At 64.4% G+C, this 22,876-nt stretch carries 21 protein-coding genes; 10 read left to right on the top strand and 11 right to left on the bottom strand.

Annotated elements, in window-relative coordinates; all coding sequences use genetic code 11:
- Nucleotides 1-4 precede the first annotated feature (4 nt).
- Nucleotides 5-2,137, bottom strand: a complete 2,133-nt coding sequence (locus PHLH3_RS04215; protein ID WP_213628324.1) for an acetyl-CoA hydrolase/transferase C-terminal domain-containing protein — start codon at nt 2,135-2,137, stop codon at nt 5-7.
- A 193-nt stretch (nt 2,138-2,330) separates the two neighbouring features.
- On the opposite strand from PHLH3_RS04215, the gene PHLH3_RS04210 reads away from it, so the two are divergent.
- Nucleotides 2,331-2,789 carry a GNAT family N-acetyltransferase gene (locus PHLH3_RS04210; protein ID WP_111260722.1) on the top strand — a complete coding sequence of 153 codons (459 nt, stop codon included), beginning with the start codon at nt 2,331-2,333 and terminating at the stop codon, nt 2,787-2,789.
- A gap of 21 nt (nt 2,790-2,810) precedes the next feature.
- Here PHLH3_RS04210 and PHLH3_RS04205 read toward each other — a convergent pair whose 3' ends face one another.
- Nucleotides 2,811-4,403 carry a protein kinase gene (locus tag PHLH3_RS04205; RefSeq protein WP_213628323.1) on the bottom strand — a complete coding sequence of 531 codons (1,593 nt, stop codon included), beginning with the start codon at nt 4,401-4,403 and terminating at the stop codon, nt 2,811-2,813.
- A 152-nt stretch (nt 4,404-4,555) separates the two neighbouring features.
- On the opposite strand from PHLH3_RS04205, the gene PHLH3_RS04200 reads away from it, so the two are divergent.
- The 4 genes from PHLH3_RS04200 (at nt 4,556) to PHLH3_RS04185 (ending at nt 7,709) form a co-directional block, all read left to right on the top strand.
- Entirely contained in the window at nt 4,556-5,221 is a 666-nt protein-coding gene (locus PHLH3_RS04200) for a DedA family protein (RefSeq protein ID WP_173180102.1), read from the top strand.
- A gap of 4 nt (nt 5,222-5,225) precedes the next feature.
- Complete coding sequence (locus tag PHLH3_RS04195) at nt 5,226-6,044, top strand: M90 family metallopeptidase (RefSeq protein WP_213628322.1); 819 nt, start codon at nt 5,226-5,228, stop codon at nt 6,042-6,044.
- Nucleotides 6,045-6,121: 77 nt separating this feature from the next.
- Nucleotides 6,122-6,649, top strand: coding sequence for an inorganic diphosphatase (gene ppa / locus PHLH3_RS04190; protein ID WP_173180098.1), 528 nt, complete (start codon nt 6,122-6,124; stop codon nt 6,647-6,649).
- An 856-nt stretch (nt 6,650-7,505) separates the two neighbouring features.
- Nucleotides 7,506-7,709, top strand: a complete 204-nt coding sequence (locus tag PHLH3_RS04185; protein ID WP_213628321.1) for a hypothetical protein — start codon at nt 7,506-7,508, stop codon at nt 7,707-7,709.
- Between the two features lie 300 nt (nt 7,710-8,009).
- Here PHLH3_RS04185 and PHLH3_RS04180 read toward each other — a convergent pair whose 3' ends face one another.
- Nucleotides 8,010-8,231 (bottom strand): hypothetical protein, encoded by a 222-nt coding sequence (locus tag PHLH3_RS04180; protein ID WP_213628320.1) that lies wholly within the window; start codon nt 8,229-8,231, stop codon nt 8,010-8,012.
- 102 nt (nt 8,232-8,333) lie between these two features.
- On the opposite strand from PHLH3_RS04180, the gene PHLH3_RS04175 reads away from it, so the two are divergent.
- From PHLH3_RS04175 to PHLH3_RS30615, 5 genes are all read left to right on the top strand, one after another.
- Complete coding sequence (locus PHLH3_RS04175; protein ID WP_213628319.1) at nt 8,334-8,993, top strand: SOS response-associated peptidase; 660 nt, start codon at nt 8,334-8,336, stop codon at nt 8,991-8,993.
- Nucleotides 8,994-9,069: 76 nt separating this feature from the next.
- Nucleotides 9,070-9,774 carry a hypothetical protein gene (locus PHLH3_RS04170; protein ID WP_213628318.1) on the top strand — a complete coding sequence of 235 codons (705 nt, stop codon included), beginning with the start codon at nt 9,070-9,072 and terminating at the stop codon, nt 9,772-9,774.
- A gap of 101 nt (nt 9,775-9,875) precedes the next feature.
- On the top strand, nt 9,876-11,015 hold the full coding sequence (locus tag PHLH3_RS04165; protein ID WP_213628317.1) for a calcium-binding protein: 1,140 nt from the start codon (nt 9,876-9,878) through the stop codon (nt 11,013-11,015).
- A 402-nt stretch (nt 11,016-11,417) separates the two neighbouring features.
- Nucleotides 11,418-13,073: a methyl-accepting chemotaxis protein gene (locus tag PHLH3_RS04160; protein ID WP_213628316.1), complete on the top strand. Its 1,656-nt coding sequence runs from the start codon at nt 11,418-11,420 to the stop codon at nt 13,071-13,073.
- A 191-nt stretch (nt 13,074-13,264) separates the two neighbouring features.
- Nucleotides 13,265-13,396 carry a hypothetical protein gene (locus PHLH3_RS30615; protein ID WP_280527451.1) on the top strand — a complete coding sequence of 44 codons (132 nt, stop codon included), beginning with the start codon at nt 13,265-13,267 and terminating at the stop codon, nt 13,394-13,396.
- 143 nt (nt 13,397-13,539) lie between these two features.
- On the opposite strand, the gene PHLH3_RS30260 is transcribed toward PHLH3_RS30615, so the two are convergent.
- From PHLH3_RS30260 to PHLH3_RS04125, 8 genes are all read right to left on the bottom strand, one after another.
- A complete protein-coding gene (locus PHLH3_RS30260; RefSeq protein ID WP_244862978.1) occupies nt 13,540-13,803 on the bottom strand; it encodes a hypothetical protein in 264 nt (87 codons plus the stop codon).
- Nucleotides 13,800-14,165, bottom strand: coding sequence for a hypothetical protein (locus tag PHLH3_RS04155; RefSeq protein WP_244862977.1), 366 nt, complete (start codon nt 14,163-14,165; stop codon nt 13,800-13,802). The genes PHLH3_RS30260 and PHLH3_RS04155 overlap by 4 nt, the downstream gene beginning before the upstream one ends.
- A complete protein-coding gene (locus PHLH3_RS04150; protein WP_213628315.1) occupies nt 14,162-14,707 on the bottom strand; it encodes a glycoside hydrolase family 19 protein in 546 nt (181 codons plus the stop codon). Before PHLH3_RS04150 ends, PHLH3_RS04155 begins: the two co-directional genes overlap by 4 nt.
- 294 nt (nt 14,708-15,001) lie before the next feature.
- Complete coding sequence (locus PHLH3_RS04145) at nt 15,002-15,238, bottom strand: hypothetical protein (RefSeq protein ID WP_213628314.1); 237 nt, start codon at nt 15,236-15,238, stop codon at nt 15,002-15,004.
- A gap of 1 nt (nt 15,239) precedes the next feature.
- Nucleotides 15,240-17,000, bottom strand: coding sequence for a hypothetical protein (locus PHLH3_RS04140; RefSeq protein ID WP_213628313.1), 1,761 nt, complete (start codon nt 16,998-17,000; stop codon nt 15,240-15,242).
- Nucleotides 17,001-17,519, bottom strand: a complete 519-nt coding sequence (locus tag PHLH3_RS04135) for a hypothetical protein (protein ID WP_213628312.1) — start codon at nt 17,517-17,519, stop codon at nt 17,001-17,003.
- A 252-nt stretch (nt 17,520-17,771) separates the two neighbouring features.
- On the bottom strand, nt 17,772-18,569 hold the full coding sequence (locus PHLH3_RS04130) for a hypothetical protein (protein WP_213628311.1): 798 nt from the start codon (nt 18,567-18,569) through the stop codon (nt 17,772-17,774).
- A gap of 211 nt (nt 18,570-18,780) precedes the next feature.
- Nucleotides 18,781-22,365 carry a hypothetical protein gene (locus PHLH3_RS04125; RefSeq protein WP_213628310.1) on the bottom strand — a complete coding sequence of 1,195 codons (3,585 nt, stop codon included), beginning with the start codon at nt 22,363-22,365 and terminating at the stop codon, nt 18,781-18,783.
- Nucleotides 22,366-22,876: the final 511 nt, after the last annotated feature.

The raw sequence follows: 22,876 nt of genomic DNA, 5'->3' as shown, positions 1-22,876 counted from the left end.
GGGCTCAGTTCGGCGCCGTGGCCTTGAGCCCGGCCAGCACCAGCTTCTGGTAGAGCTGCTCGCGCAGGCCGCTGGGCGCGTGCAGGTCCATGCGCTGCAAGTGGCGGGTGTAGTCCGCAGGCTCCGGCAGGTCGAACAGGGTGGCCATGCCCAGTTCGAGGATTTCGCTGAGCTTGAGCTTGCTCTTCAACCAGCGCAGGGCCCGCAACAGGTCCTGTTCCTCAGGGGTGAAATCACAGCCCAGCGGGTATTCGGCGAACAACCTTGGATGCTCGGCCTGCAGCGCAAGCAGGCGCCAGGGCGTGTTCTGCCGGTAGCGGGGGTCGAGGACGAAATCGGCGGGCAACTTGCCGGCCTTCTGCGCCTCGGCGATCAGGCCGTCCTGAAAGCGCGAATCGGCGATGCGCAGCAGCGCTTCGATCACCTCGGCGTCGTTCTTGCCGCGCAGGTCGGCGATGCCGTACTCGGTCACCACCAGGTCGCGCAGGTGCCGTGGAATCGTGGCGTGGCCGTACTCCCAGACGATGTTGGAGCTGGCCTCGCCGCCGGACTCGCGCCAGCTGCGCAGCATCAGGATCGAGCGTGCGCCTTCCAGCTCGTGGGCCTGGGCGACGAAGTCGTACTGCCCGCCGACGCCACTGAGCACGCGGCCATCCTCCAGCTGGTCGGCAGCGCTGGCGCCCAGCAGGGTGATGGTGAAGCAACTGTTGACGAAGCGCGCATCGCGACGTTGCAGGCGCTTGAGCTCCTCGTCGCCATGCAGGCGGTTGACGTAGCTGATGGCGGTCATTGCGATGCGTGACAGCGGCCCTTCGCCCAGCTCGCGCAGGCGCTGGTAGAAGGCCTCGGGGCCGAGGAAGAAACCGCCGTGGATCAGCACACCGCCCCGCGCCTGGCCGAGCTGCTCGACCAGGGCGGCGCGGGTGGCGGCGTCGTCGAGCGTGGCGCTGAGCCGGCGACCATCGGCCAGCAGCAGGTGGTCGCCGTCCAGGCGCACGCCCTCATCGAGCAGGCCGTGGCGCTGCAGCCAGGCGAGGCCATCGGCGTCTAGCACGCGCGGCAGTTCATCGAACAACGCGTCGAGGTCGGTCGGCGTGCCCTGGGGGTCCAGTGCGCCGGCGTTGGCCAGGCGCTGCAGGCGCACATCGGGGTACACGGGGCGGCGCAGCACCCCGGCCTCCAACAGCACCAGCAGGCCCAGCAGGAACATCTCGCTGTTGGCGTAGAGCCCCTGGGCGAACGGCGCCAGGCCGCCTTCGCGCTCCACCAGGCCGCCCCAGCGCTGCGGGACTTCGAGGGCATCGAGCACGGCGCGGTAACCGGCGTTGTCGCCCTGGCGCGCCACCAGCGCGGCGGCCAGGCCGTCGGCCATGGCGCCGATGCCCACCTGCAGCGTGCCGCCGTCGCGCACCAGGGCGCTGGCGTGCAGGCCGATGGCGTGGTCCTGCAGGCTCACCGGCAGGTTGGGGGTGGAAAACAGGGTGCTGCGCTCGGGTGCCTCCAGCACCAGGTCGAACTCGCCGGCGTCGAGCTCGGCGTCGCCCGGCATATAGGGAAGCGCCTCGTGCACCTGGGCGATGGCGAGGATGGTCTCGCCCGCCGCGCGACGACGGCGCAGGCGCGGCAGCAGGTCGAGGGTGATGTCGGGGTTGCAGCTCAGGCTGAAGCGCCCGGGGCTCTGCGGCCGCGCGGCGACCATCTGCGCCACCAGGTTCAGGCCCTTGCGGTCCAGGTCACGGGCCACCTGGCTGTAGTTGAGGCTGACGTAGCTCTGCTGGGCCTGGGGATTGTCCAGCTGGCTGGCCGGCTGCAGGTAGAACTCCTCGACGCGGATGTGCGCCGGCAGCTCGCCGCAGCGCAGGTCGCTGAGGTAGTCGAGCTCGATGTAGTCGCCATAGAGGCGACGCAGGAAGGGGCCGGAGAAACGCTGCTCCAGTTCGCTGGCCGGTTGCGGCTTGGCCAGGGACAGCGCGGTGTAGATGGTCAGCTGGCGCTCCGGCAGCGTCTTGACGCGCTGGTAGAGCGCGTTGACGAAGCGGTTGGGCTTGCCCAGCCCCAGGGGGATGCCGAGGCGGATGGGGCCCTCGATCCGGCGCAGCACTTCATCCACGGCCTGTTCCAGCGAGCAGTTGGGCACCTGTCCTCTCCCTTGGGCATCGACGATGCTGGCTTGGACCGGCCCGGCCGCGCTTTTGCTCAACCCATGACGCGGTGTGATTCAAACGCTCGCTTGGATTGCGCTTTCCAGGATTTTTCAGGCAGCATCGACCGGGTGCTGGCATAGCACCTGCATTCCTACCAGCCCCAACCACCAACGCCGAGGCCTACCCATGCGCATCGTCCAAGCCACCCTGGAGCACCTGGACCTGCTGAACCCGCTGTTCGTCAAATACCGCGAGTTCTACGGCGAACTGCCCTTCCCCGACTCCTCGCGCAAGTTCCTCGAGAAGCGCCTGAGCCGCAAGGAATCGATCATCTACCTGGCCCTGGCCGACGATGACGACACCAAGATCCTGGGCTTCTGCCAGCTCTACCCGAGCTTCTCCTCCCTGTCGCTGAAGCGCGTGTGGATCCTCAACGACATCTATGTCGCCGAGGACGCCCGTCGCCAGCTGGTAGCCGACCGCCTGCTGCAGACCGCGAAGAAGATGGCCAAGGAAACCAACGCCGTGCGCATGCGCGTCTCCACCAGCGCGGGCAACGAAGTGGCGAAGAAGGTCTACGAGTCCATCGGCTTCCGCGAGGACAGCGAGTTCGTCAACTACATCCTGCCGATCCACGAAGACTGATCCACCCGCCCGGGGCGCCGGTCAGGCGCCCAGGCCCAGCCACAGGCCGATGACCAGCGGCACCGCCAGCAGCCCGGCCAGGGCCAGGCGCCGGTGCCGTGGCCAGGCCCCTTCGACGGGCCGCGCACGCGCCAGCTGCAGGGGCCGCTCCAGGGCCATCTGGAACTCCGACAACGCCTCGAAACGGGCCCGCGCCTGGGGCGCCAGCGCCCGTGCCAGCACACCATCCCAGCCCGTCGGCAACTGCGCGTTGAAACTCGCCAGCGGCACGTAGCGGCTCGCCTGCCCGCCTTCGGGGCGCGCCACCTCGGGCCACTGCCCGCTGAGCAGCCAGTAGCACAGCGCGGCGAGGGCGAACTGGTCCGCCGTGCCATCCACCGCACGCCCGTGGCGCAGCTCGGGTGCCAGGGGCACGGCCTGGGCCGGCGCCGCCTGGCGCGCGACACCGGGGAGGATGGCCGCGTACTCGGGCAACAACAGCAGGCGTCCCGCGTCGCTGACCAGGATCTGCCGGGGGCTCAGCCACAACCCTTGCATGCCCCGCCGCTGCAGGGCACGCACCGCCTCGATCAGTTGCCCGAGCAGGGCCATCAGGCTCTCGCCATCCAGGGGCCCGTGGGCCGCCATCCAGTCGGCGAGGCTGCGCATGCCGCGCGGCAACGGGGCGAACAGCAGGAACGCATGGCGCCGTGGGCGATGGGGCGAGATCACCTGGGGCAGGCTCGCCACCGGGCTGCGCCGCAGCACCCACTCGCGTTGCCAGAAGGCCTCGTCGGCGTCGCGTTCGGCCAGCCAGAGAAGCGCCTCCCGGCCCTCCTCGTCGAGCGCCTGGAACAGCCGCCCCGGCGGGCCGAAGGGACAGGCGGCCTGGAGCGTCCAGCCATCCACCTCGCCACCCGGCTCGGCGTGCCCGACCTTCGGCCAACTGCCCCCGGGCGCAGGGGGCGGCAGGCAATCTGCGGCGCCGGGCAGTAGCAGCGCCGCAGCCCCCGGGGCGCCGAGCAGGGGCTCCAGCAGGGCACCGAGGCCACCGGGAACCAGGGTCATGCAGCCTTCGCGCAGGCGCTGCAGGTCGGCCACTTCCAGCAGCGGCTGGGGCGCCAGCAGCAACGGCTCGTGGGCGACCAGCGACAGGCTGTGCTGCACCACCGCCAGCTCCGCCTGGGCACCGAGCACGCCTTCGCGCCCCACCAGGCCGTGCAGGCCGTCCCTGTGCAGGCGCAGCAGGCCGATGGCGCCGGCCTGGAGAAAGTGTGCCTGGCCATCCTGCAGCAACAACAGGCCGGCACTCAGCTCGGGGGCCGCCTCGCCCGCACTCCGGCGCTTGAACAGCTGCAGGTTGAGTGCCGCCAGCACCTGCCGCGCGGCCTGGGTCTCGCTCCAGCCGTCGGGCGTGCAGGCGTAGTCGGCGAACAGCGCATCGAGGTGATGCTCGAGCGTGCGCACCACATCGGGGCAGCGCCGTGCCCAGAGCAGGATCACCAGCAGCAGCGGCGAGCGCCCCTGACGACCGGCGACCCAGGTGGCCCGTGCGCGGGCGGCCTGCCCGGGCAGGTCCAGCCCATGGCCCTGGGCCAGGCTGATGGCGGGATGTTCCAGCAGTTGCAATGCCACGGCGCGCGCCTCCATCGGAAAACAATGGAAACAGTTGCAGCCTTTGTGCCGGAAAAGCCGACGACGGATGCTCGCCGCGCCCACCTGGCTTGCCCCTATAATGCCGCTCGCCCGGCCTCCGAGCCGCCGCCGCAGAACCGACAAGGCGCCCCATGGATTTCAATCTGATCGACCTGATCCTCCACCTCGACGAATACCTGAACCTGTTGGTCAGCAACTACGGAACCTGGATCTACGCCATCCTCTTCCTGGTCATCTTCTGTGAGACGGGCCTGGTGGTCATGCCCTTCCTGCCCGGCGACTCCCTGCTGTTCATCGCCGGCGCGGTGTGCGCCAACGGCGCCATGGACCCGGTCCTGCTGGGCGCCCTGCTGATGCTCGCGGCGATCCTCGGCGACAGCACCAACTACCTGATCGGGCGGACCACCGGCGAGCGGCTCTTCAACAAGCCGAACTCGAAGATCTTCCGCCGCGACTACCTGCAGCGCACCCACGAGTTCTACGACCGCCATGGCGGCAAGACCGTGACCCTGGCGCGCTTCCTGCCCATCGTGCGCACCTTCGCGCCCTTCGTCGCCGGCGTCGGCCGCATGCCCTACGCACGCTTCTTCGCCTTCAGTGCCTTCGGCACCGTGCTCTGGGTCGGCGGCCTGGTGACCCTCGGCTACTTCTTCGGCAACGTGCCCTTCATCAAGCAGAACCTGTCGGTGGGCGTGGTCGCCATCATCCTGCTGTCGCTGCTGCCCATGTTCATCAGCGTGCTGCACCGCCATCTGCGCCCGGCCGCCGCCCGCGACAACGCCGAGCGCCCGAGCTGAGCCCATGTGGTCCCTGCGCAACTGGCGCCGGCGCCGCACCCTGGCGCGCAACCCGGTCGACGACGCGCTCTGGGCCGAAGTCCGCCAGGCGCTGCCGATCCTCGACGGCATCACGGCCGAAGAAGACCGGCGCCTGCGCGAGCGCAGCGTGCTGTTCCTCCACGACAAGCACCTGACCCTGCTGGGCGGCGTGCAACTCGAGCCCCGCGACCGCCTCGTCCTCGCCGCCCAGGCCCAGCTGCCGCTGCTGCACCTGGCGGAGCTGGGCTGGTACCAGGGCTTCCACGAGCTGGTGATCTACCCCGACGACTTCCTCAGCCCCCAGCGCCACCGCGACAACGCCGGCGTCGTCCATGAGTGGGACGCCGAGCACAGCGGCGAGGCCTGGCATCGCGGCCCGGTGGTGCTGGCCTGGCCCGGCGTGCAGGCCAGCGGCGGCTGGGAGGGCTACAACCTGGTGATCCACGAGCTGGCCCACAAGCTGGACATGCTCAACGGCGACGCCAACGGCCTGCCGCCCCTGCACCGCGACATGCGCCAGTCGGACTGGGCCGAGGCCATGCAGGCCGCCTACGACCAGATGAACGCGGCCCTCGACGAAGACGAGGACGCCGAACTGCCCATCGACCCCTACGCGGCGGAAGACCCGGCCGAGTTCTTCGCCGTCACCAGCGAGTACTTCTTCAGCGCCCCCGACCTGCTGCAGGCCGCCTATCCCGCCGTCTACACGCAGCTCGCGGCCTTCTACCGGCAGGACCCGGGCGCGCGCCTGGCCCGCCTGATCGCCGAACACCCGGAGTATCGGGACACGACCAACGGATGAGCACGACGGCGTGGCGCCGCCCAATGAATGTGCATATAATCCGCCCACTTTTTTTGGCCCATTCCAGGGAGTCGACCATGAGCTACAGCAAGATCCCGGCTGGCAAAGACCTGCCGAACGACATCTACGTCGCGATCGAAATCCCGGCCAACCATGCGCCGATCAAATACGAAATCGACAAGGACAGCGACTGCCTGTTCGTCGACCGCTTCATGGCCACCCCGATGTTCTACCCGGCCAACTACGGCTACATCCCCAACACCCTGGCTGACGACGGCGACCCGCTGGACGTGCTGGTCGTGACCCCGTATCCCGTCGCCCCCGGCGCCGTGATCCGCGCCCGTCCGGTCGGCGTCCTGCACATGACCGACGAAGCCGGCGGCGACGCCAAGCTGATCGCCGTCCCCCACGACAAGCTGTCCCAACTGTACGTGGACATCAAGGAATACACCGACCTGCCGGCCCTGCTGCTGGAACAGATCAAGCACTTCTTCGAGAACTACAAGGATCTCGAGAAGGGCAAGTGGGTCAAGGTCGAAGGCTGGGGCAACGCCGAAGCTGCCCGCGCCGAGATCACTAAAGCGGTTGCGGCTTACCAAAAGTAGTTTTTCCGGGGATTTCAGGGGGTTAGGTAACGGTTTTACGGGCCTTAATCACCGCTAGAATCCCCCACGGACCCCACCCGTGGTACAGAAAGTGGTACAAAAAAAGCCCGGCAGTAGCCGGGCTTTTTTTGTGTGCAATTCATTTTCGAACCATGAAAGTCAACTGATTGTTGAAGGCACCTCACCCACACCTCAACCCTTCCTTTCTAGCTCTCTACAGCGTCACCCCGGCCAATACTCTCTGTTTCCGCTCAGCGCCAACTACGTTTAAACGCGTGACAGTCACGCTCCGCTACATTTCATTTTCACTCGTTTCGTAGCGCGCCACGTGTATCGTGCAACGTTGCGCGATACATCTCACTCGCCAGTTTCGCTCTACTCGCTCGCAAGTCGTCATCTGCTCTTGCGTTGCGCTTAAAATCCTGGCTATACTTTCTCCAGACACAAAAAAGCCCGGGTGGGACCGGGCTCTCATGTAGATGGGATCTTTTACGCCTAATAGTAAGGACAACCCGTCTGATGCAATTCCAATGCGGCGAAGCAATAGGAAATACGCGTAATTGAATATACCAGAAGCTATCTCTTTCCTCAAGGAAATGCAGGCCTACCAAACTTCGGTAGCCGCTAAGCATGCCCAACACCCTGCTCGTGCGGCTGGAGCCCTTGAGCGCGCCGCCAAAATCGAACAGGTAATTGATCTTCTCTCCCCCAGGGCTCGAAGCCCAGCTTCCGTCTAAATCTCATTCCTGACGACCTCAAAGACCTCCCCGAAGCGCTGCTACAAGAGCTGAGCGTTACTAAGTCTGATTTCTTCGATTTCGAAATTGCCCGCTACATCGATGAGGCTGGCGGAGTGATGACCCTCGACCAGCTGATCATCACGCTGTACCGGAAGACAGGCGAAATCCATGAGCGGTCGAAGCTCAACAGCCGACTGTATCGAATGGCCAAAAAGAATCTGGTGAAGAGCCTGGAGGGGAGGAAAGGTGTATACGCGACTAAGGATGTCGTGATTGACGATCTGTTTGAAGAAGACCAAGGGGAGGAATCCTCCCCATGATCTGAAGACTTGTGAGATGTGTGAAGGGTTGGCGACCTCTCGCCTTGCCTGCCCACCCTGCTATCAAGTCAACGTTGGCACGAAGACGTTAGCACACGGACAGGTAAGTAACAACTGCCGCTCGCTTAATGGAGGGTTGGGAAATGTCCCATTCCTGTCCGATTCACCGCCCGGTACCGGTTTGCGAATATGTTCGCATCCGTAACGGGCGTCCGGAACACGTGTGCCGGCATTGCCGTCGCTGGCCGCGTCGTTAACGTCAACCAACCGAAGGGCTCCTAACGGAGCCCTTCTTCTAGCTCAAGCCAGCTCATCTTTGGCTGCCATCGCATCTTCCTCCTCGACATTTTCCCAATAGGCCCATCCGGCCTGCTCCGCCGCTGACTGAAGCCTGAATAGTAGGTCGACGTTTTCAACTCGACGCATGTCTGGGTTCTTCGCCACCAGGTCCGCCACCTCCTTCCAGGCAGCTGCGGCCGCCATCGCCAGCCGCTGGTGCCGCTCGTTGCTGGTCTCGTTCATATTGCCCTCCGCTCAGCGTGGTTTCCGGTAGACCGGCAGAGCATCAGCACGTTCAGGCCAGCGGCCGGTCTACCCTTCCAGCACCATTTCGAGGGGATCGCCATGTGCGGACGCGTCGCCCAGTACATGAGCTGGGCCGAGATCTACCACCTGCTGAACATCCACACCCTCCCGCCAGGCGCGCCGCTTGAGCCGCGCTACAACGTCGCGCCCACCACTCAAGTGCAGGTCGTGCTGCCGCTCGAGGACGATGCGCGCGTGGCGCCGGTTCGCTGGGGATGGAGGCCGCACTGGGCCCAGGATCGCGCGGCGCCGATCAACGCCCGCGCCGAGAAGGTGGCGAGCGGTCCCTTCTTCCGGGCCATCTGGCCACACCGCATGCTCTGCCCTGTGTCAGGGTGGTTCGAGTGGGTCGATGAGGGTGAGAAGCGGAAACAGCCCTACTTCATCAGGCGGAAGGACGGCACCCCTACCCTCTGCGCCTCAATCGGCCAGGTGCACGACGAGCCGCGGGACGACGACGGCTTCGTCATCATCACCGCCGACGCCCTGGGCGGCATGGTCGATGTGCACGACCGCCGGCCGGTCGCGTTCTCCCCTGACCTCGCCCGGGAATGGCTGGACCCGGCCACGCCGCGCGAGCGCGCCGAGGAGCTGCTGGGCGCCGGCGAAGGGCCAGACGCGTTCGAGTGGTATCGGGTAGACCGCGCCGTGGGCAACGTGCGCAACCAGGGCGAGCACCTGATCGAGCGCCTCGCCTGACAGCTCGTCTGCTGGAGTTGGCAGAGCGCCCCGACCGATAAATACTGTATGTACATACAGCTTGTATGAGCCATCCATGTTCCGCGTTCCCACCGCCCGCGACCGGTTCAGGTCCGCCCTGGACTACCACCCACACATCTACGGGATGACCGATCTCTGGGCGAAGGGCCAACTCAGCCTCGCCAGGGAGGCTCTGGAGAAGGGGCTAGTGGATGAGATGGAGTATTTTGAGATGCGGGACCTGGTGCTCGCCGTCGCCGCGCATGCGCGGGAGCGTGTAGCCGCCGACAGGGTTCACACCCTTGGGGTCTACCACGCAATCGAGGAAGGGAATGGCGCAGTGGTCGGGGTGATGGAACGGCGCAACCTCAGTGCGAAGCAGCACCCGCAAATCGACGCCCTGCGGGCTGGGCATGACGCCACCGGGCAGCTACGGATGATGGAGGATCGAATCATCGATCGCGGGGCGATTGACCGGCTCACCTGGACCGACAGCGAGAGCGGCGTCGCGTATCGCTTCCACCTGGTGGGCCACCTGCAGCTCGGCCGTCGCACTCCCAGGATCGTCGATCCGGACCACTACCGCCTGGTGCGCGACCTGGCCCGGGAGGCGATTGCCGCCGGCAACCAGACCCGCGCCGACCTCCTGCTGGAGCGCCTGCACTGGGCGGCCTGGATGCGATGCCTCGATTGCAACGAGAATTTCGCCTTGGTGGACGACTGCGAGACCTGCAGTGGCCACGGCCCTGTACCAGCACCCCCTACTCCCCCTTCATGGTGAGGATTCAACAATCGGTTCACTTCATGGCTGTCCTATGCTCAACAGTCCCGGCTGGCCTTCTTGTAGTGGCGTGCCTTCTATCCACACATGAGGCCCCTATCATGACCGCTCCCTCTCGCTTGCTCGTGCAAGGCACACCGGATGATGACTTTCTGGTGGCTCCGTTCCAACCCAGCCGCCTCGTTGGTGGCGCTGGTGACGACATTCTGATCGATAGTCCTGGGTCCGACTCGCTCTACCCGGGCGAGGGGGCCAACCGTCTTTACGGCGGTCTGGGTAACGATTACTACATGGGCCAGTACGCCGGCGGCACTCAGGAAATCCTCGATTTCGATCCCACACCGGGCAACATCGATACTTTTGACTTCGGTGAGTCTGCGGAAAATATCGCGGGCATCGAACGCCATGGAGATGATTTACATATACGAGGGTATGGCGGTGATGAAGATGTGGCTGTCTTTCATAACTTTTTTCTCGATCCGGCTTTTCGCATCGAGCGCTTTCGTTTTAATGGCAAAGTGCTGACCGATAAGGACATGCTACGCGCATTCCATTTCGATCCGGCACCTATGCCTCATGCCGACGAACCACCGAGCTATACAGAAGGGCGCATTCGTTTGAGCGGCGGCGAGAAGCCGGATCATTTGTCTGCGGGAGATCAGGCCACTTACATCTCGTCGCACTGGGGACACGATCTGCTTATCGGAAGCCACTATAGCGATGTGCTCAACGCCGGCAATAGTGAGAGTCCGTCGTTTACCATCAGCCCGCACCGTAGCGACCGCCTGTATGGCGGACCGGGCGGCGATTACTACCTAGTCGACTCTGACTGGCGCCACGCCGAGATCAGCCTCACCGAAATCCAGGACTACGACACCACACCAGGCAATATCGACACCCTGCATATTCGAGGCGATGAAAGCCCCGTTTACACCCGGATCACTGGAGAGGAACGTGGCGATCTGGTTTTGGAGCTGAATACCAACCAGCGCATTACCATCAAAAACTATTTCCTAAATCAGGCGTTTGTGATCGAGAAGATTCGCTTCGACGACGGCTCAGTGCTCGATGAGGCAGCGGTTCGTCAGCGCGTAGGGCTGCCACCAGCGAACTCGCCACATGCGAGTCTGAGCACCCCGGAGCATTTCTATGTAGACGCTAAAGCGGCGCCCGCAATCGAAGGCTTATTGGACTTTGTGTTGGCTACTGGAGCTGCATTGGCACGCACCGGACTGCAATGACCCCATACGCCCGACGGCGCTTAATGAGGAGCGCACCGGCGGACAGCGGGATAGGTGCCAATGAGGTACCGTGGCCCTCACTCCAGAGCTGGCCGGAGAGGCTTGTTCCATGGCATGCGAGATTTGTGGTATCTCGACGCAACTGCTCGCGCTAAATGGTTAAACAATTGCGAGGTTATCTAGGCTCCCGAGCAGTTTCAGCCCGGGCCCCTTAAGCTGAGAACATTTGGTACATTTTTATCAATAGATAAGTAGGTCGGGGGCTAAGCTTGCCAGTTGCAGGCGGCCTTTCAAGACTGACCTGGAAGGATGTTCAAGGAAGACCGACGGACAGAGAAAATCTTGGTCCTCAACGCGCCTGAATCATCCCTGTGTACCACGCTGTAACCGGCAGGTGCCCATATGAAATCCGTTAACAGTCGAATCTCCACTCGCGCCCTCCTTTATGCCAGCTACTCCTGCCTTCTAGTGCTGTTGCTAGTGATTGCCGGCGCGTCTCTATACAACCTTGCTAAAGCCGCTCGCGAATTCTCCGACTACATCAATGGAGTCGAGGCGCGCGCACGGTTAGCGAGTCAAGTCAGCGATACAGTGAAAAGCAGGGCAATCGCTCTGCGTAACCTCGCTCTGAATGGCGATCCCAGCACACGAGAGCTACAGCGTGGCTCTATTGCTCAGCACGAGAAGGACGTTGTAGACAGCCTCGCACGGTTGCGGGAGGCGATGCTCTCACACGGCGATGTATCGCCTACCGGACGTGAGATGCTCACACGCATCGAACAGGTTGAAGGGCGTTACAGCCCTGTAGCTCATACCATCGCCGAGCTCCTATTCAAAGGTGAAGATGCAGAAGCCATGCGCATGGTTCGCGAGCAATGTACCCCTTTGCTAGAGGAGTTGACGGGCACGATTGACAAGTATCTGAAGCACACCTTGGAGGTGGCGAATCAGAGGGTGGTGGAGAGCGAATCCCAGTTCCATCGTCAGCGCAATATCCTATTATTGATCGCCGCGTTTAGTTTTGTACTGGCCACCATTCTCGGCCATATGATCAGCCGCTATCTCCTCAAAGCGCTCGGCGCCGAGCCCAGCGATCTCAATCGAATCGCCCAACGAGTGGCTGAAGGAGATCTTCGCAAGATTGAGCACGCTGCGAGCAGTGCAGAAAACAGCGTACTCGCTGCCCTAGAGTCGATGCAGCAGAACCTGCGTCAAATCACTACTGAGATAGGTAACTCCTCGCACACCGTTGCGCACTCCAGCCAAGAGCTACGGGCAACTAGCATGAACAGCGCTACTAGCGTTGCTAATACACAGCGTGAAGTGGAGCAGATCGTTACCGCAGTACATGAAATGGCTGCGACGGTGCAGGACGTTGCACGGAGTGCAGAATCTGCGGCACAAGCAGCCAGTGAGGCTGATGAGGCTGCCTTAGAAAGCCAGAGCAAAGCTGGTCATGCAGTAAGCCTGATTAGTGAGCTGGCCACCGTGATCAATAGTTCCAGCGAAGCAATGGGACGTCTAAAGACTGAAAGCAGCAACATAGGAAGCGTACTCGACGTTATTAAATCGGTAGCCGATCAGACCAACTTACTGGCATTAAACGCAGCTATCGAGGCCGCACGAGCTGGCGAAGCCGGCCGCGGCTTTGCCGTTGTAGCAGACGAGGTACGTAGCCTCGCGAGGCGCACTCAGGAGGCTACTACTGAAATCGAGGGGCTTATCGCCAGCCTTCAGAAAATCGCAGACGAGACCGCATCTCATATGCAGCGTTGCCAAAGCTCTAGTGAACAGTCGGTATCAGGGGTGTCAGAAGCTGGTGAGGCTGTAGCGCGGATTGTTGCGATGATTGAACGCATCAATGGCATGAACCAGCAAATCGCCACTGCTTCGGAGCAGCAAAGCGTGGTAGCTGAACAGATCAGCCGAGGCATGGTTTCCGTACGAGACAGCACTGAGCGATCAGCTAACGCATTTCAAAATGCGCGACAGGAAAGTGAAAATCTCGCTCGTACTAGCGAGGCGTTGAAGCAAAACATATCACGCTTTCGCTTGTAATTCGTCCGCGACGGCACTACTTCCCTGGGAGCCAGAGTAAGGCAAAAAACGCCGGTGCTTCCAGCGACGTTGAGCTCCTGTATTCACGGAGTTTCAGGAGAAACACCACCAGCGTAGCTGATAGATGATCTCTTTACTTATGAACCTCCTAAAAAATCTGGCTCCCCCTTCAAACTCTAGGAATTACGAAAATGAATGGCGACCATCTCGAAGGACTGAACAACGGAAGTGAACCTGAAGCCTTCTTGGCGGGATTGGCAATGGCTGTTCAGGCGATCGCCAGTGTAGTGCTGGATGACGAGTCCAAGCGCGCGAAGCTTTAATTTCTAGTAAAGGAACTTAACGAGGCAGCATTGCAAGCCAGGCTGGAGCCACGGATTCGAAGGAGTTTCTTGGATGGTCTCAGTAGCAGCGGCATAACCTTCCAAGACTCTGAGAATCCTGAGCTAACGGATGCGCGTAGCATCTATCGACAGCTATCGAGTGCAGCCAACAACTCCCGCTCGTAGCCGATCCGCTGCCGTCGCTCGGCGAGCAGCGCCCGCACCTTCACCTCCAGCGAGTCTCCCGCTCGCAGCGTTGACGCAGCCCAGGGCGGTACGGCTACCTCCTCCACCCGGCATGGCACCGCCACCGGCACCTCTACGCGCACCAGGCGCGGCTCAGCTTCCTGTCGGCCAGCGCATCCCGCCAGCGCGATCACTCCCGCCACCACGATTCCCAGCCTCATAGCCCCAGCTCCTGGTCTATCACTGTCATGGCCGCGGCACACTGGTCGCCCCCGATCCGATCCTGCTGCAGCCGCTGGGCGGCCGCGTAATCGCCCGCTGCTTCCTGGCGCGCCTGCTGCTGTGCCTGGGCAGCGGCCTGCTGCCGCTGTTCTGCCTCGGCGCGCAGCTGGGCCACGCGCGCGTTCTGCTCGCCGACAGAGCTCTCCAGAGAGTCCCGGGCGATAAGGCACCGGGCGGCCAGGTCCTGAGCCTCGTCCAACTGAGGCCGGTAGTGACCAGCCGCCAGCCAGGCGCCGAGGGCGCCAGCGGCCAGGAGTGCCGAGCCGGCCAGTAGCAGGCGCAGGGGAACGATAGCCATCATGACAGCACCGCCTTCGCCCGCACCCAAATCTGCAGTCGTTCCTGAGCACCGTTCTGCCCGCCATTAATGCGACGGGTTATCTCGGTGAACTGGCCACGGTCAGCCAGGCCGTTCAGCTCGCGTACCCACCAGAACCAGGCGGCCGACTGCGCCGCGTGCTCGGGCTCCTCCAGCAGCTGGGGCTCCGCGACCAGGCGCTGATCGCCGAACAGCGCCGCGCTGCACTTGATGTAATTGGCCTTGCCGGTGATCTGTAGGAGGCCGCGCCCCATGTAAAGGCGGCCATCGCCGTCACGCATCGGGGTGTTGCCGAGGTCCGGCCGCACGTCGTAGCGATCCTGCGCCGCCGTCGGGCCCCAGATCTCTTTGACGTGCCGCAGCTGGCCCGACTCGTGGCCGACCTGGGCGAGGAACGCGGCGAGCCGTTTCGCAGTGTTGATCTGCCAGCGCTCGGCGGCAGCGTTGATGTGTGGAACAAAAACGCCGGCGTTGCGACCGGCGTTGGGGAGTATCTGCAGCAGCTGCTGCTCGGTGATCAGCATGTTTCCTCCGGGCATAAAAAAGCCCGCACTCGGCGGGCTTGATGGCATCAGCCACTACTGGCTGATGATTCGAAAGGCGGGTTCTTGTGGACTCGCCGCAGCGGGCGGCGGCTTCACTGTAAAACGTAGCGAGACCTCCGTACCTACGGTCACCACGTTGTTAAGCAGAAGGACAAGCAGGACTGCGTAAGGGGTTGCTTTCATAACATCGCCTCGGCTGGATGACGGCGATTCTCAGGGTATTAGGAAACACGCAGGTCAAGGTTGACGGAAGAACAGCATGGAGACCAACGGTCACACTTCAACGTCAAACTGGGGCAGCCCCGGCGCCTCGGCGATGATCAGCCCATCCACGATGAAGGCATTGCTGTTCACCGCCACCGAGCTGCCGCGCGCGAGGATCTGCACGCCGTTGCGTAGCTCCAAGTAGCTGGTCCCGGTCGCGGGGTCGATGCTGATCACCCGCCCCACCGCCCGCTCGCCGCCGGGCAGCAGCCCGATGAAGCGCTTCCAGGGATTCACTGTCGCCATGTCACAGGTCCTCCGTGTGGCGTTCCAGGCGCACGGACTGCTCGACCCGCGAGGCGCCCACGCCGGTCGCGGAGATCTCGACGCTCAGGCACAGACCCTTCCACGTCTCGCCGTCGCCGCGTACCTCGCAGAGCATCGCCGGCAGGACCAGACCCGGGGCGCTGCCGCCGACCGGGAACAGCGGCAGGCTCTTGGTGACCAGCTCCTGCTCGCCGCCCTTGGAGATCTCGCAGATGCCCCGGTAGCGGTTGGCAGTGGCGTCCGTCAGCAGGTCGTCGAACACGTCCGGCGCCGGCCTGTCGCCGGAGCTGCCGGAGCGGCGCACGTCGACCGACACCCCGAAGTTGATGCCGCTGACGTAGCAGCTGTTCCAGCGCGGCTGGGGCGCCCACTCGCCGCCCAGGCCTGTGACGAAGTCCGCATCGAGAATGCAGTCGGGCACCGCCTGCTCCCAGAACCACACCGCTTCCCGGTAGCGCGGCAGCACGGTGAGCGCGTCGCCATCACGCGAGGGCCGTACCACGCCGCCCACCGCCTCGGCGATGCGGGCAATCACCTGCATGGCCGTCTGGTCCTGATAGGTCAGCGCACCGGCCGGCAGGGTCCAGTCGGGTGGGTTGTTGTTCACCGAGTCCCAGTTGAGCGTGAAGCCGGTGCTGGCCAGTTGGTCCTCGGCGGCCTGGCGCGCAGTGATGGGCTGGGTGTTCACCGCGCTGCGCTTAGGCGCGTAGGGCTCAGCCAGCAGCTGGGTGCGCGTGGCGCCACTGATGGTGTAGCGCACGGCGGGAAACTGCTTCTGCCGGCTGTAGCGCTCGACCAGCAGCACCCAGGTCCAGCCGTTGATGTTCAGCTCGACGGACTTCTGCCCGCCGTTGCCGGGCTTGACGAGGTTCAGCGAGGCCTCGCCCACCAGATCCGCGCTGAAGCTCCAGCTGAACGAGTCGATATCCAGGCCCACCCGGATGTTGGTGGCGTCGACCGGTGTGCGGTCGGGCAACACCACCAGGCTGACGGTGTTCGCAATCATGTAGGTCTCCAGCAGGTCGGGCTCCTCCGGTGAATCGATCACGATCACCGGGCCCGGGTAGTCGGGGTAACGGATGCCGGTCGGCACCGGGTCGGTGGGGATGCCCCATCCCCAGCGCAGGCTCAGCCGGCGATTGATCACCCGGGCGGCGCCCCAGCCCGACGCCATGCCGCCATCCACCGGCTGGATTGGCGGGTTGGGTGGGTCGTAGCGGAAATCGAAGAACACCAGCGGCGAGCTGGACGGGCTGTAGCGGGCTCCGTCGAAGACGAACACCAGCGGCCCGCTGCCGGGCACGTAGAGGCTGGCCTGGCGGATCTGCGCGGCGTCACGCCGGGGACCGAACTCGTCGCTGCGCTGGTAGCGCACCCCGGGCGCCACGTCCTTGCGGGCCGGCTTGGGGTTGTAGATCAGCCGCAGGCGCACGTCCTGGGCGCGGATGGAGCGGTCCCAGGCGAGCCACAGGGCGCTGTCGCAAGCGGGCACCCGATCCCAGCGCGCAGCAGCCTGCAGATCCTCGTCCGCACCCCAGCCCCAGGGCAGGCGGCCGAGCTGGTCGCGCTCGGGAACCTTGTCCCAGGATGCAGCGTGGCGGCTGTCGCGTATCTCGCCGCGCTGCCAGCTCGCGCCGGCCTGCACCTGCTGCGCCTGCAGGGCGCTCCAAGGCAACACGCGCTCACGGTTATCCAGGCGCTGCGCCTGTTGCCAGGCGGCGCCCACTTCAAGGGTCAGCATTCAGGTCATCTCGACAGGGATGGGGCCATGGGCCAGGGGCCGGAAATAGCGCGCCACCTCGGCCCGAGCAGTGCCCAGGGCCTGGGGGCCGGTGAGGGTTTCATCCCACCAGACGGGCTCAATCGCCGGCAGCTGGCCGGCCTGAGTGACGGTGTAGACCCAACCCCGGAATAGGCTTGGCCGGATCACATCGCCCTGAGCCACCGCGAGATTGGCCTGAAACGGCACGCCCCAGGTGTCCACCGCCATCACGAACACCTGGGCGCTGGCGGTGACCTTCACCTCCAGCTCGCCGGTGCCGGCAGCGTCCGTGCTGCCCTCGCCCACCAGCCGCCAGTGCCCATCGGTGGCCAGCTCCACCGCCACCAGTCGCCGCGCTGCAGGCTGCCCCGCCACGCGCACCACCGCGTCGACCGTGCCCGGCGAGCCCGGGTTGCTGCCGCTGCCCTCGGACAGGTCGAAGGTGATGGTCAGGTCTTGGTTCACGTTGACGAACTTCACCCCACCCAGGCGGGGCACGGTGTCATCGATAGCGACAGCCAGCCACTCCCCCGTAAACGCGGTAGCCAGGAAGGTCTGTGTCGCGGACGTGCCATCCGCCAAGGTGAAGACTGCCACCGGGATCGGGTTGGAAGGGTCTTTGTAGATCCGCACCACACTCCCAGGCGAGGGCAGGCCATCACGTGTTACGACACAGGTCACCGCTCGCACCGCCCGGGGAACAGCGTCAGGGACAGTAAAAACTTTCGGCATGCGAACAGAGGGCATAGGTCACCAGTAGGCAGGGTTATCAGTCACGAAGAAGGTGTTGACCCCCCGCCCACAGAACAGCGCAACCGCATCACCAGGCGGCCCGACGAAGGTCCCGGCCGAGTCATCCGCACGCGGCAGTCCAAGAGCACTCATTGCAGTCAGCCAATTCCAGTAGATCAGCGATGGCTCGATCAGCACGCCCCGGAAGAACCCGGCAAACCCGTTACCAGCGACCGACCCGGTGTAGATCTTGGCCTGAGCGAAGGTGAGCCGGTTGCCAAACATGCAGTCGACCGGCATATCCGGCGAGAAGCTGGTGCCCGCGAAGGTCATCTCAACCGGGTATAGCTCGATCAGGCCCGGCTGAATCAGCCCCGTGTTGAGGTTGCGCAACGCGGTGTAGCCCCGCCCGAACGGGCTGAATACGCCAGCGGAAAAGTTGTTGATGGTGTCCGTCTCTGCATAGGAGTTGGAGCCACCGGAGACGACAAAGCGGGCCGGCCCGGACAGGGGTGAGTCGATTTCCCCCATATACAGAAATAGGTCGCTGTTGCGGTCGTTGCTGGCCGCGACTCGCGAGTTCAGAAGGAAAATTGCCGTGCGCTCATCCGCAATCAACGTCCAGTGAATGGAACCCAACTCGGTGGCGAAAGGCCCATACGACGGGAATATCAGGTGCCGAGCACTGACGGGGTTAGCGGCACTCCAGGGCCCGGACCGCAGGTTGTCACCCGTGATCCGGCCATTGGCACTGCCAGTGAATGACTCCGCCAGGTAGATGACGATGGGGTAGTAGTGCGTGGAGAGAACGGGCATGACGAAATTTATGATCCCAGTGCCCGGCCCATTGGTGATGGAGAAGCCCGCCCCCCCTCGTCCACGAGGGACCAGCCTGCGGAGGGCTGGGTGCCATAGCCGTCGACCAGACACGCGCGCAGGATCTGCCGCAGCATGTTGACCGGCAAACCCGTCAAGGCTCCCCGCGTGGGGGCCCCCGTATCGGTGGAACGATAGATGCGCAGTGTCATCAGTCTGCGTCCCCTCTGATCTGTAGCTTGAACTGATCGTCATCGACCGTGCCCTGCCCGCTCAGCACGGTGCGCACCACCCACAGCGGCCCGAGGGCACTGTCAGTGTTGAAGCGCACAGCGTTGGCGGCCGCCCAGCCGGCGCCCCAGCCTTCCTTGCGGAGGGTGAAATAGGGCTCGTTGGTCTGCGGGTTGACCGGCGCACAGTCGCTGGATGTACTGCCGGTGGTGATCACGCCCAGCGATTCCTCGACCACGTTAAAAGAGGTATTGCTGGTGAACACCAGGGCCCACTTGCCATCGATGGCGCCGCGGTTGGTGATGATCGGCGGATAGCTCAGCTGGTTGTAGTTGGCGGTCGTCGAGCCCCCGATGGGGCTGTCTGTCCAGTTCGGTGCGCTGCTGTTCCACGTCTGCTGGGTGAACCAGTGGTGAATCCGCGCCTGCAAGTCGCCCCAGGCCACGGCGCTGGACACCCGCGTCTCGCCGGCCGGCAGCGCCCAGGGCAGCGGCGAGCTGATCCCGAGCTGCCCACTGATCTGCACTTCGGTGCACAGCGTCATGTGCTCCACGCGGTCGCGGATCACCAACGGCAGGGCCAGCGGGTTGCCGGATGCGTCCTGCAGCACGAGCGGATTCGCCCAGGTGACCGTGCCGGCCTCGCGGTCGGCGCTGTAGCTGGCCGGGCGCAGGGCCAGGCCGTTCTCGTCGACTACCTCGATCTCCGCTTGCCGATCACGAGCCAGCGTGACGGTGCCACCCGCTGACGGGCTGGCCACCAGGGTCTCCCCGGTGTGATGGATCACCAGCACGTCGCCCTCGCGGTACACCGGTACGCGCCCATCGGCCGGCAGTCGCACCGGGTCAAGGCCGATCAACGCGGCATCGAGCGGCAGGCTCGACAGCACCACGGCATTGAAGCGGGTCAGCACCGGGATAACCGGGATGTTGCTGGCCCCGCTGGCATCGGCCGGGTTGCTGGTGAACTGCAGGCGCACGATGCCGGTGCTGACATCCACCGAGCCCTTGATCACCGCGTGGTTGAAGTTGCCGTTGGCATCGGCGATGGCGGTGACGACCTGGGCGGTGTCGGCCCGCACTGCCGTCACCTGCAGGCTCCCCGCACGCAGCGGCGCACCTGCGGTGCGGAAGGTCACCGCGTTGACCTGAAAGCCCGCGTTCGTCGTCAGGCACGCCTCGACGGCCACACCCGACGCCGCCCCCACGGTGTAGCTCGCCAGGGTGGCGGTGCCGGTGGCGTAGTCGATGGAGCCCACCGACGTGCCGGCGTTGGTCAGGGTGCTGACGTTCTTGAACAGCACGCCCGAGCGGTCGACGTACACATCACCGCCCCAGGTGAACACCAGCGAGCCCGGCACGATGGGTTCGCCGATGCCCGGCAGCAGGTCCAGGGACACCGCCGGCACCGTTTGGGTGTCGGTCTCCTCGCCGTAGTTGGCCCCCGCCGCCTGCGCCATGATCGACAGCGTGCCCGGGAAGGTCTCCTGCCGGTTGGTGTTGACGGTAATCAGCACCACCTCGTCCTCGCCCCAGGTGCCATGGGATTTCCTGGTCGTGTAGACGTACTCCGTGAAGCTGTAGGCCGTCGCCACCTGCAGGGTGCATTGCCCCGTGGTGTAGTTGATCTGCCCCGTCCGGCCGATCCAGCCGCCCGCACCGTTGTCGGTCACGCTGTTGTCGACCGTCACATCGGTCTCGTACACCGGCAGGGTGTTGCCCGCCTGGGTCGCCGCACTGCTCAGCGCCGGGGCGGCCTGGCGGCGCTTGGTCTGCCAGTTGATCTGGATGCCGCCGGGCTTCAGCGGCGCGCCGGGGATGGTGAAGATCGACATCCCGGAGCCGTCGCTGCTGGCCGCCAGCGGGGTGTTCACCACCTCGCCCTGTTCGTAGGTGTAGGTGATGCCGCCGGCGTCCGGCGTGGTCGTTGGGATGAACTGCACCCGACCGCTGGCGTAGGCGATCACGCCATTGCCACCGGAGCCGGCCAGCACACCCGCGCCGTTGTCGGTCAGGGTCTTGGTCACCCCGCCCACCTTGAAGGACACCACCAGCGAGCCAGGGCGGATGCCATCGTGGGGCAGTTGGCGCACGATCTTCGCCTTGGCCGCCACGGCCGAGCCCGTGCGCTGGGTGATGGCGGCGGCGTTCTGACCCAGGTAGGACCAGATCAGCGAGCTGCCCACGTCCGGCAGCGCGTTGAGGGTCAGCGACACCGACCCCGTGTCGAAGGCGATCAGCCCGGCGCCCTCCCCCGTCAGCTCGCCGTTACCCGGGTCCCTGATCTCCTGCCACTTGCCCAGGGCCATGAAGCTGACGGTCAGCGTCCCCGGGCGCGGGATGGCCTCCGCCAGCGACAGGGTGTAGACGAAGCCCCGGTTGCCCAGGGTGATCGGCAGCTCGCCGGTCACAGCCTCGTCGGTGGCCGGTGCCCCGGGCTGGTAGCTGGCCGAAGCGGCCCCCGACCAGGCGATGCCGATGCGGGTCAGCTCAAGCTCGCCGGTCTCATAATCGACGGTGCCAGCCGAGATCCAGTTGGAGCCGCTGATGAAGCGCAGGCCGCCCTTGCGATCATCGGCGAACACCCCGCCATTGGCGGACAGGTTCAGAGTGCCCGGGGTGCAGCCGGTGCCCAGGTAGGCACGCGAGACGCCCGAGGCCATTGCACCGAAGCTCAGCGCCAGGGTCCGCGCCGGCCCGGCAGCCAGCACGACACGACGCTGGTAGCCGGCCAATTGGTCCACCAGCGCGCTCTCGCGGGTGCTGCTGGGCACGAGCTGGGAATAGACGCTGTTGACCTTCACGCTCATGGAGCCCTCGGCCACGGCCTCGGCCAGCTTGCTGATGCCGTAGTAGCGCGCGGCGTCGGCGACCTGGGTCGTCAGCACCTGCGCCTTGGCCAGGCCCTCGAAGCTGGTGGCCGTGGTGCCGGCCGGGGTTGGCTGCCCACCGGGGAAGGTCGCACCCAAGGGGGCGCTGATCTTCAAGTCCAAGCGACGGCGGGTGAAGGTCACGAAGTTGCCGTTGCCATAGTCGTAGGTGTACTGCTCCAGGCGGGTTTCCACCTCGGTGATGCGCACATACTGGCTGAAGGCCGGCGCGGCGCCGCGCACGAGCTGGTACACCTCGCCGATCTCGGGCACTCGCTGCTCCTCCCGCTGCACCGCCGCAATCGCGCGCTGGCCCAGCAACTGGTTGCCCAGCAGCTCGAAGGCGGCCGACACCGCCGGCACCACGTAGGCCTCGATGGCGTTGCGGGCGTTGCTGCGCTCGTCGGTCTGGCTGCCGGTGTTGAACAGCAGCACCGACACGCGCGGGTCGGCCGGCGCCTGGGTGACGATGGAGTGCGCGCCCAGGTACGGGTCGGGGTTGGTGCTGATCACCCCGGCGAAGACCTTGCGCAGGTTGATCCGGCCCATGGTGCGGTCGAGCCGGCTGATGTCGGGGAACAGGTTGTTGATCTCGGCGTCCGCCACGGCCTGGCCAGTGGCACGGCCACCGCCGTCGTCTTCGTCGGTCAGGCGCTGGCTCTTGAGCAGCTTCACATCGTTGGTCGTGATGGCCATCGGGGTTTCCTACGGGCGAAAAAAAACCCGCCGGGGCGGGTCTCTTGAGAACAAACTAATTGGGGGTGATTGCTAACTCAGAAGAACTGAGATCAACGTGTAATTTCCGCAGTCCTCGAAACCTAGGCACTCTGCGGAAAAACCAGGGGAAATGAGGACTTCGAACTCTTGCTTGTACCGGCGCTGACTCAGGTTGTAAGCATAGACAGGCTTGTTGAAGCTGGGCCCTATCTCAATTACCCAAACATGGCCTTTCCCGAAACCCTGGTCCTTGGCAGCGTGAACGACAGCAGGGTTAGCACTGAGGGTTGTGGAGAACGGCCTGTCTACCCAAATTTTTGAGCCAGCGAACAACGAGCCAGGCCACATGCCGCCATGAAAGAGGTACTGCCCAGGTGAAAGAGTAGGAAGAATGCCTAACTCTTCGAGCAATGTGCTCTTGATTCTATGATCTCTGTAATGGTTGATTGCAGGGGATCGGTACAAGGGCGGCATTGCATCACGCCAAGTT

This window comes from Pseudomonas sp. Pc102, from assembly GCF_018408275.1.
Classification (GTDB): Bacteria; Pseudomonadota; Gammaproteobacteria; order Pseudomonadales; family Pseudomonadaceae; genus Metapseudomonas; species Metapseudomonas tohonis.
The sequence above is the reverse complement of the archived record's forward strand: the minus strand, read 5'-3'. Positions and strand labels throughout refer to the sequence as shown.

What these genes read in the sequence shown, in the direction of transcription:
- PHLH3_RS04210 (WP_111260722.1), top strand. Translation starts at nt 2,331, where the DNA reads ATGCGCATCGTCCAAGCCACCCTGGAGCACCTGGACCTGCTGAACCCG.
- PHLH3_RS04200 (WP_173180102.1), top strand. Translation starts at nt 4,556, where the DNA reads ATGGATTTCAATCTGATCGACCTGATCCTCCACCTCGACGAATACCTG.
- PHLH3_RS04195 (WP_213628322.1), top strand. Translation starts at nt 5,226, where the DNA reads ATGTGGTCCCTGCGCAACTGGCGCCGGCGCCGCACCCTGGCGCGCAAC.
- ppa (WP_173180098.1), top strand. Translation starts at nt 6,122, where the DNA reads ATGAGCTACAGCAAGATCCCGGCTGGCAAAGACCTGCCGAACGACATC.
- PHLH3_RS04185 (WP_213628321.1), top strand. Translation starts at nt 7,506, where the DNA reads ATGACCCTCGACCAGCTGATCATCACGCTGTACCGGAAGACAGGCGAA.
- PHLH3_RS04180 (WP_213628320.1), bottom strand. Translation starts at nt 8,231, where the DNA reads ATGAACGAGACCAGCAACGAGCGGCACCAGCGGCTGGCGATGGCGGCC.
- PHLH3_RS04175 (WP_213628319.1), top strand. Translation starts at nt 8,334, where the DNA reads ATGTGCGGACGCGTCGCCCAGTACATGAGCTGGGCCGAGATCTACCAC.
- PHLH3_RS04170 (WP_213628318.1), top strand. Translation starts at nt 9,070, where the DNA reads ATGTTCCGCGTTCCCACCGCCCGCGACCGGTTCAGGTCCGCCCTGGAC.
- PHLH3_RS04165 (WP_213628317.1), top strand. Translation starts at nt 9,876, where the DNA reads ATGACCGCTCCCTCTCGCTTGCTCGTGCAAGGCACACCGGATGATGAC.
- PHLH3_RS04160 (WP_213628316.1), top strand. Translation starts at nt 11,418, where the DNA reads ATGAAATCCGTTAACAGTCGAATCTCCACTCGCGCCCTCCTTTATGCC.
- PHLH3_RS30615 (WP_280527451.1), top strand. Translation starts at nt 13,265, where the DNA reads ATGAATGGCGACCATCTCGAAGGACTGAACAACGGAAGTGAACCTGAA.
- PHLH3_RS30260 (WP_244862978.1), bottom strand. Translation starts at nt 13,803, where the DNA reads ATGAGGCTGGGAATCGTGGTGGCGGGAGTGATCGCGCTGGCGGGATGC.
- PHLH3_RS04155 (WP_244862977.1), bottom strand. Translation starts at nt 14,165, where the DNA reads ATGATGGCTATCGTTCCCCTGCGCCTGCTACTGGCCGGCTCGGCACTC.
- PHLH3_RS04150 (WP_213628315.1), bottom strand. Translation starts at nt 14,707, where the DNA reads ATGCTGATCACCGAGCAGCAGCTGCTGCAGATACTCCCCAACGCCGGT.
- PHLH3_RS04145 (WP_213628314.1), bottom strand. Translation starts at nt 15,238, where the DNA reads ATGGCGACAGTGAATCCCTGGAAGCGCTTCATCGGGCTGCTGCCCGGC.
- PHLH3_RS04140 (WP_213628313.1), bottom strand. Translation starts at nt 17,000, where the DNA reads ATGCTGACCCTTGAAGTGGGCGCCGCCTGGCAACAGGCGCAGCGCCTG.
- PHLH3_RS04130 (WP_213628311.1), bottom strand. Translation starts at nt 18,569, where the DNA reads ATGCCCGTTCTCTCCACGCACTACTACCCCATCGTCATCTACCTGGCG.
- PHLH3_RS04125 (WP_213628310.1), bottom strand. Translation starts at nt 22,365, where the DNA reads ATGGCCATCACGACCAACGATGTGAAGCTGCTCAAGAGCCAGCGCCTG.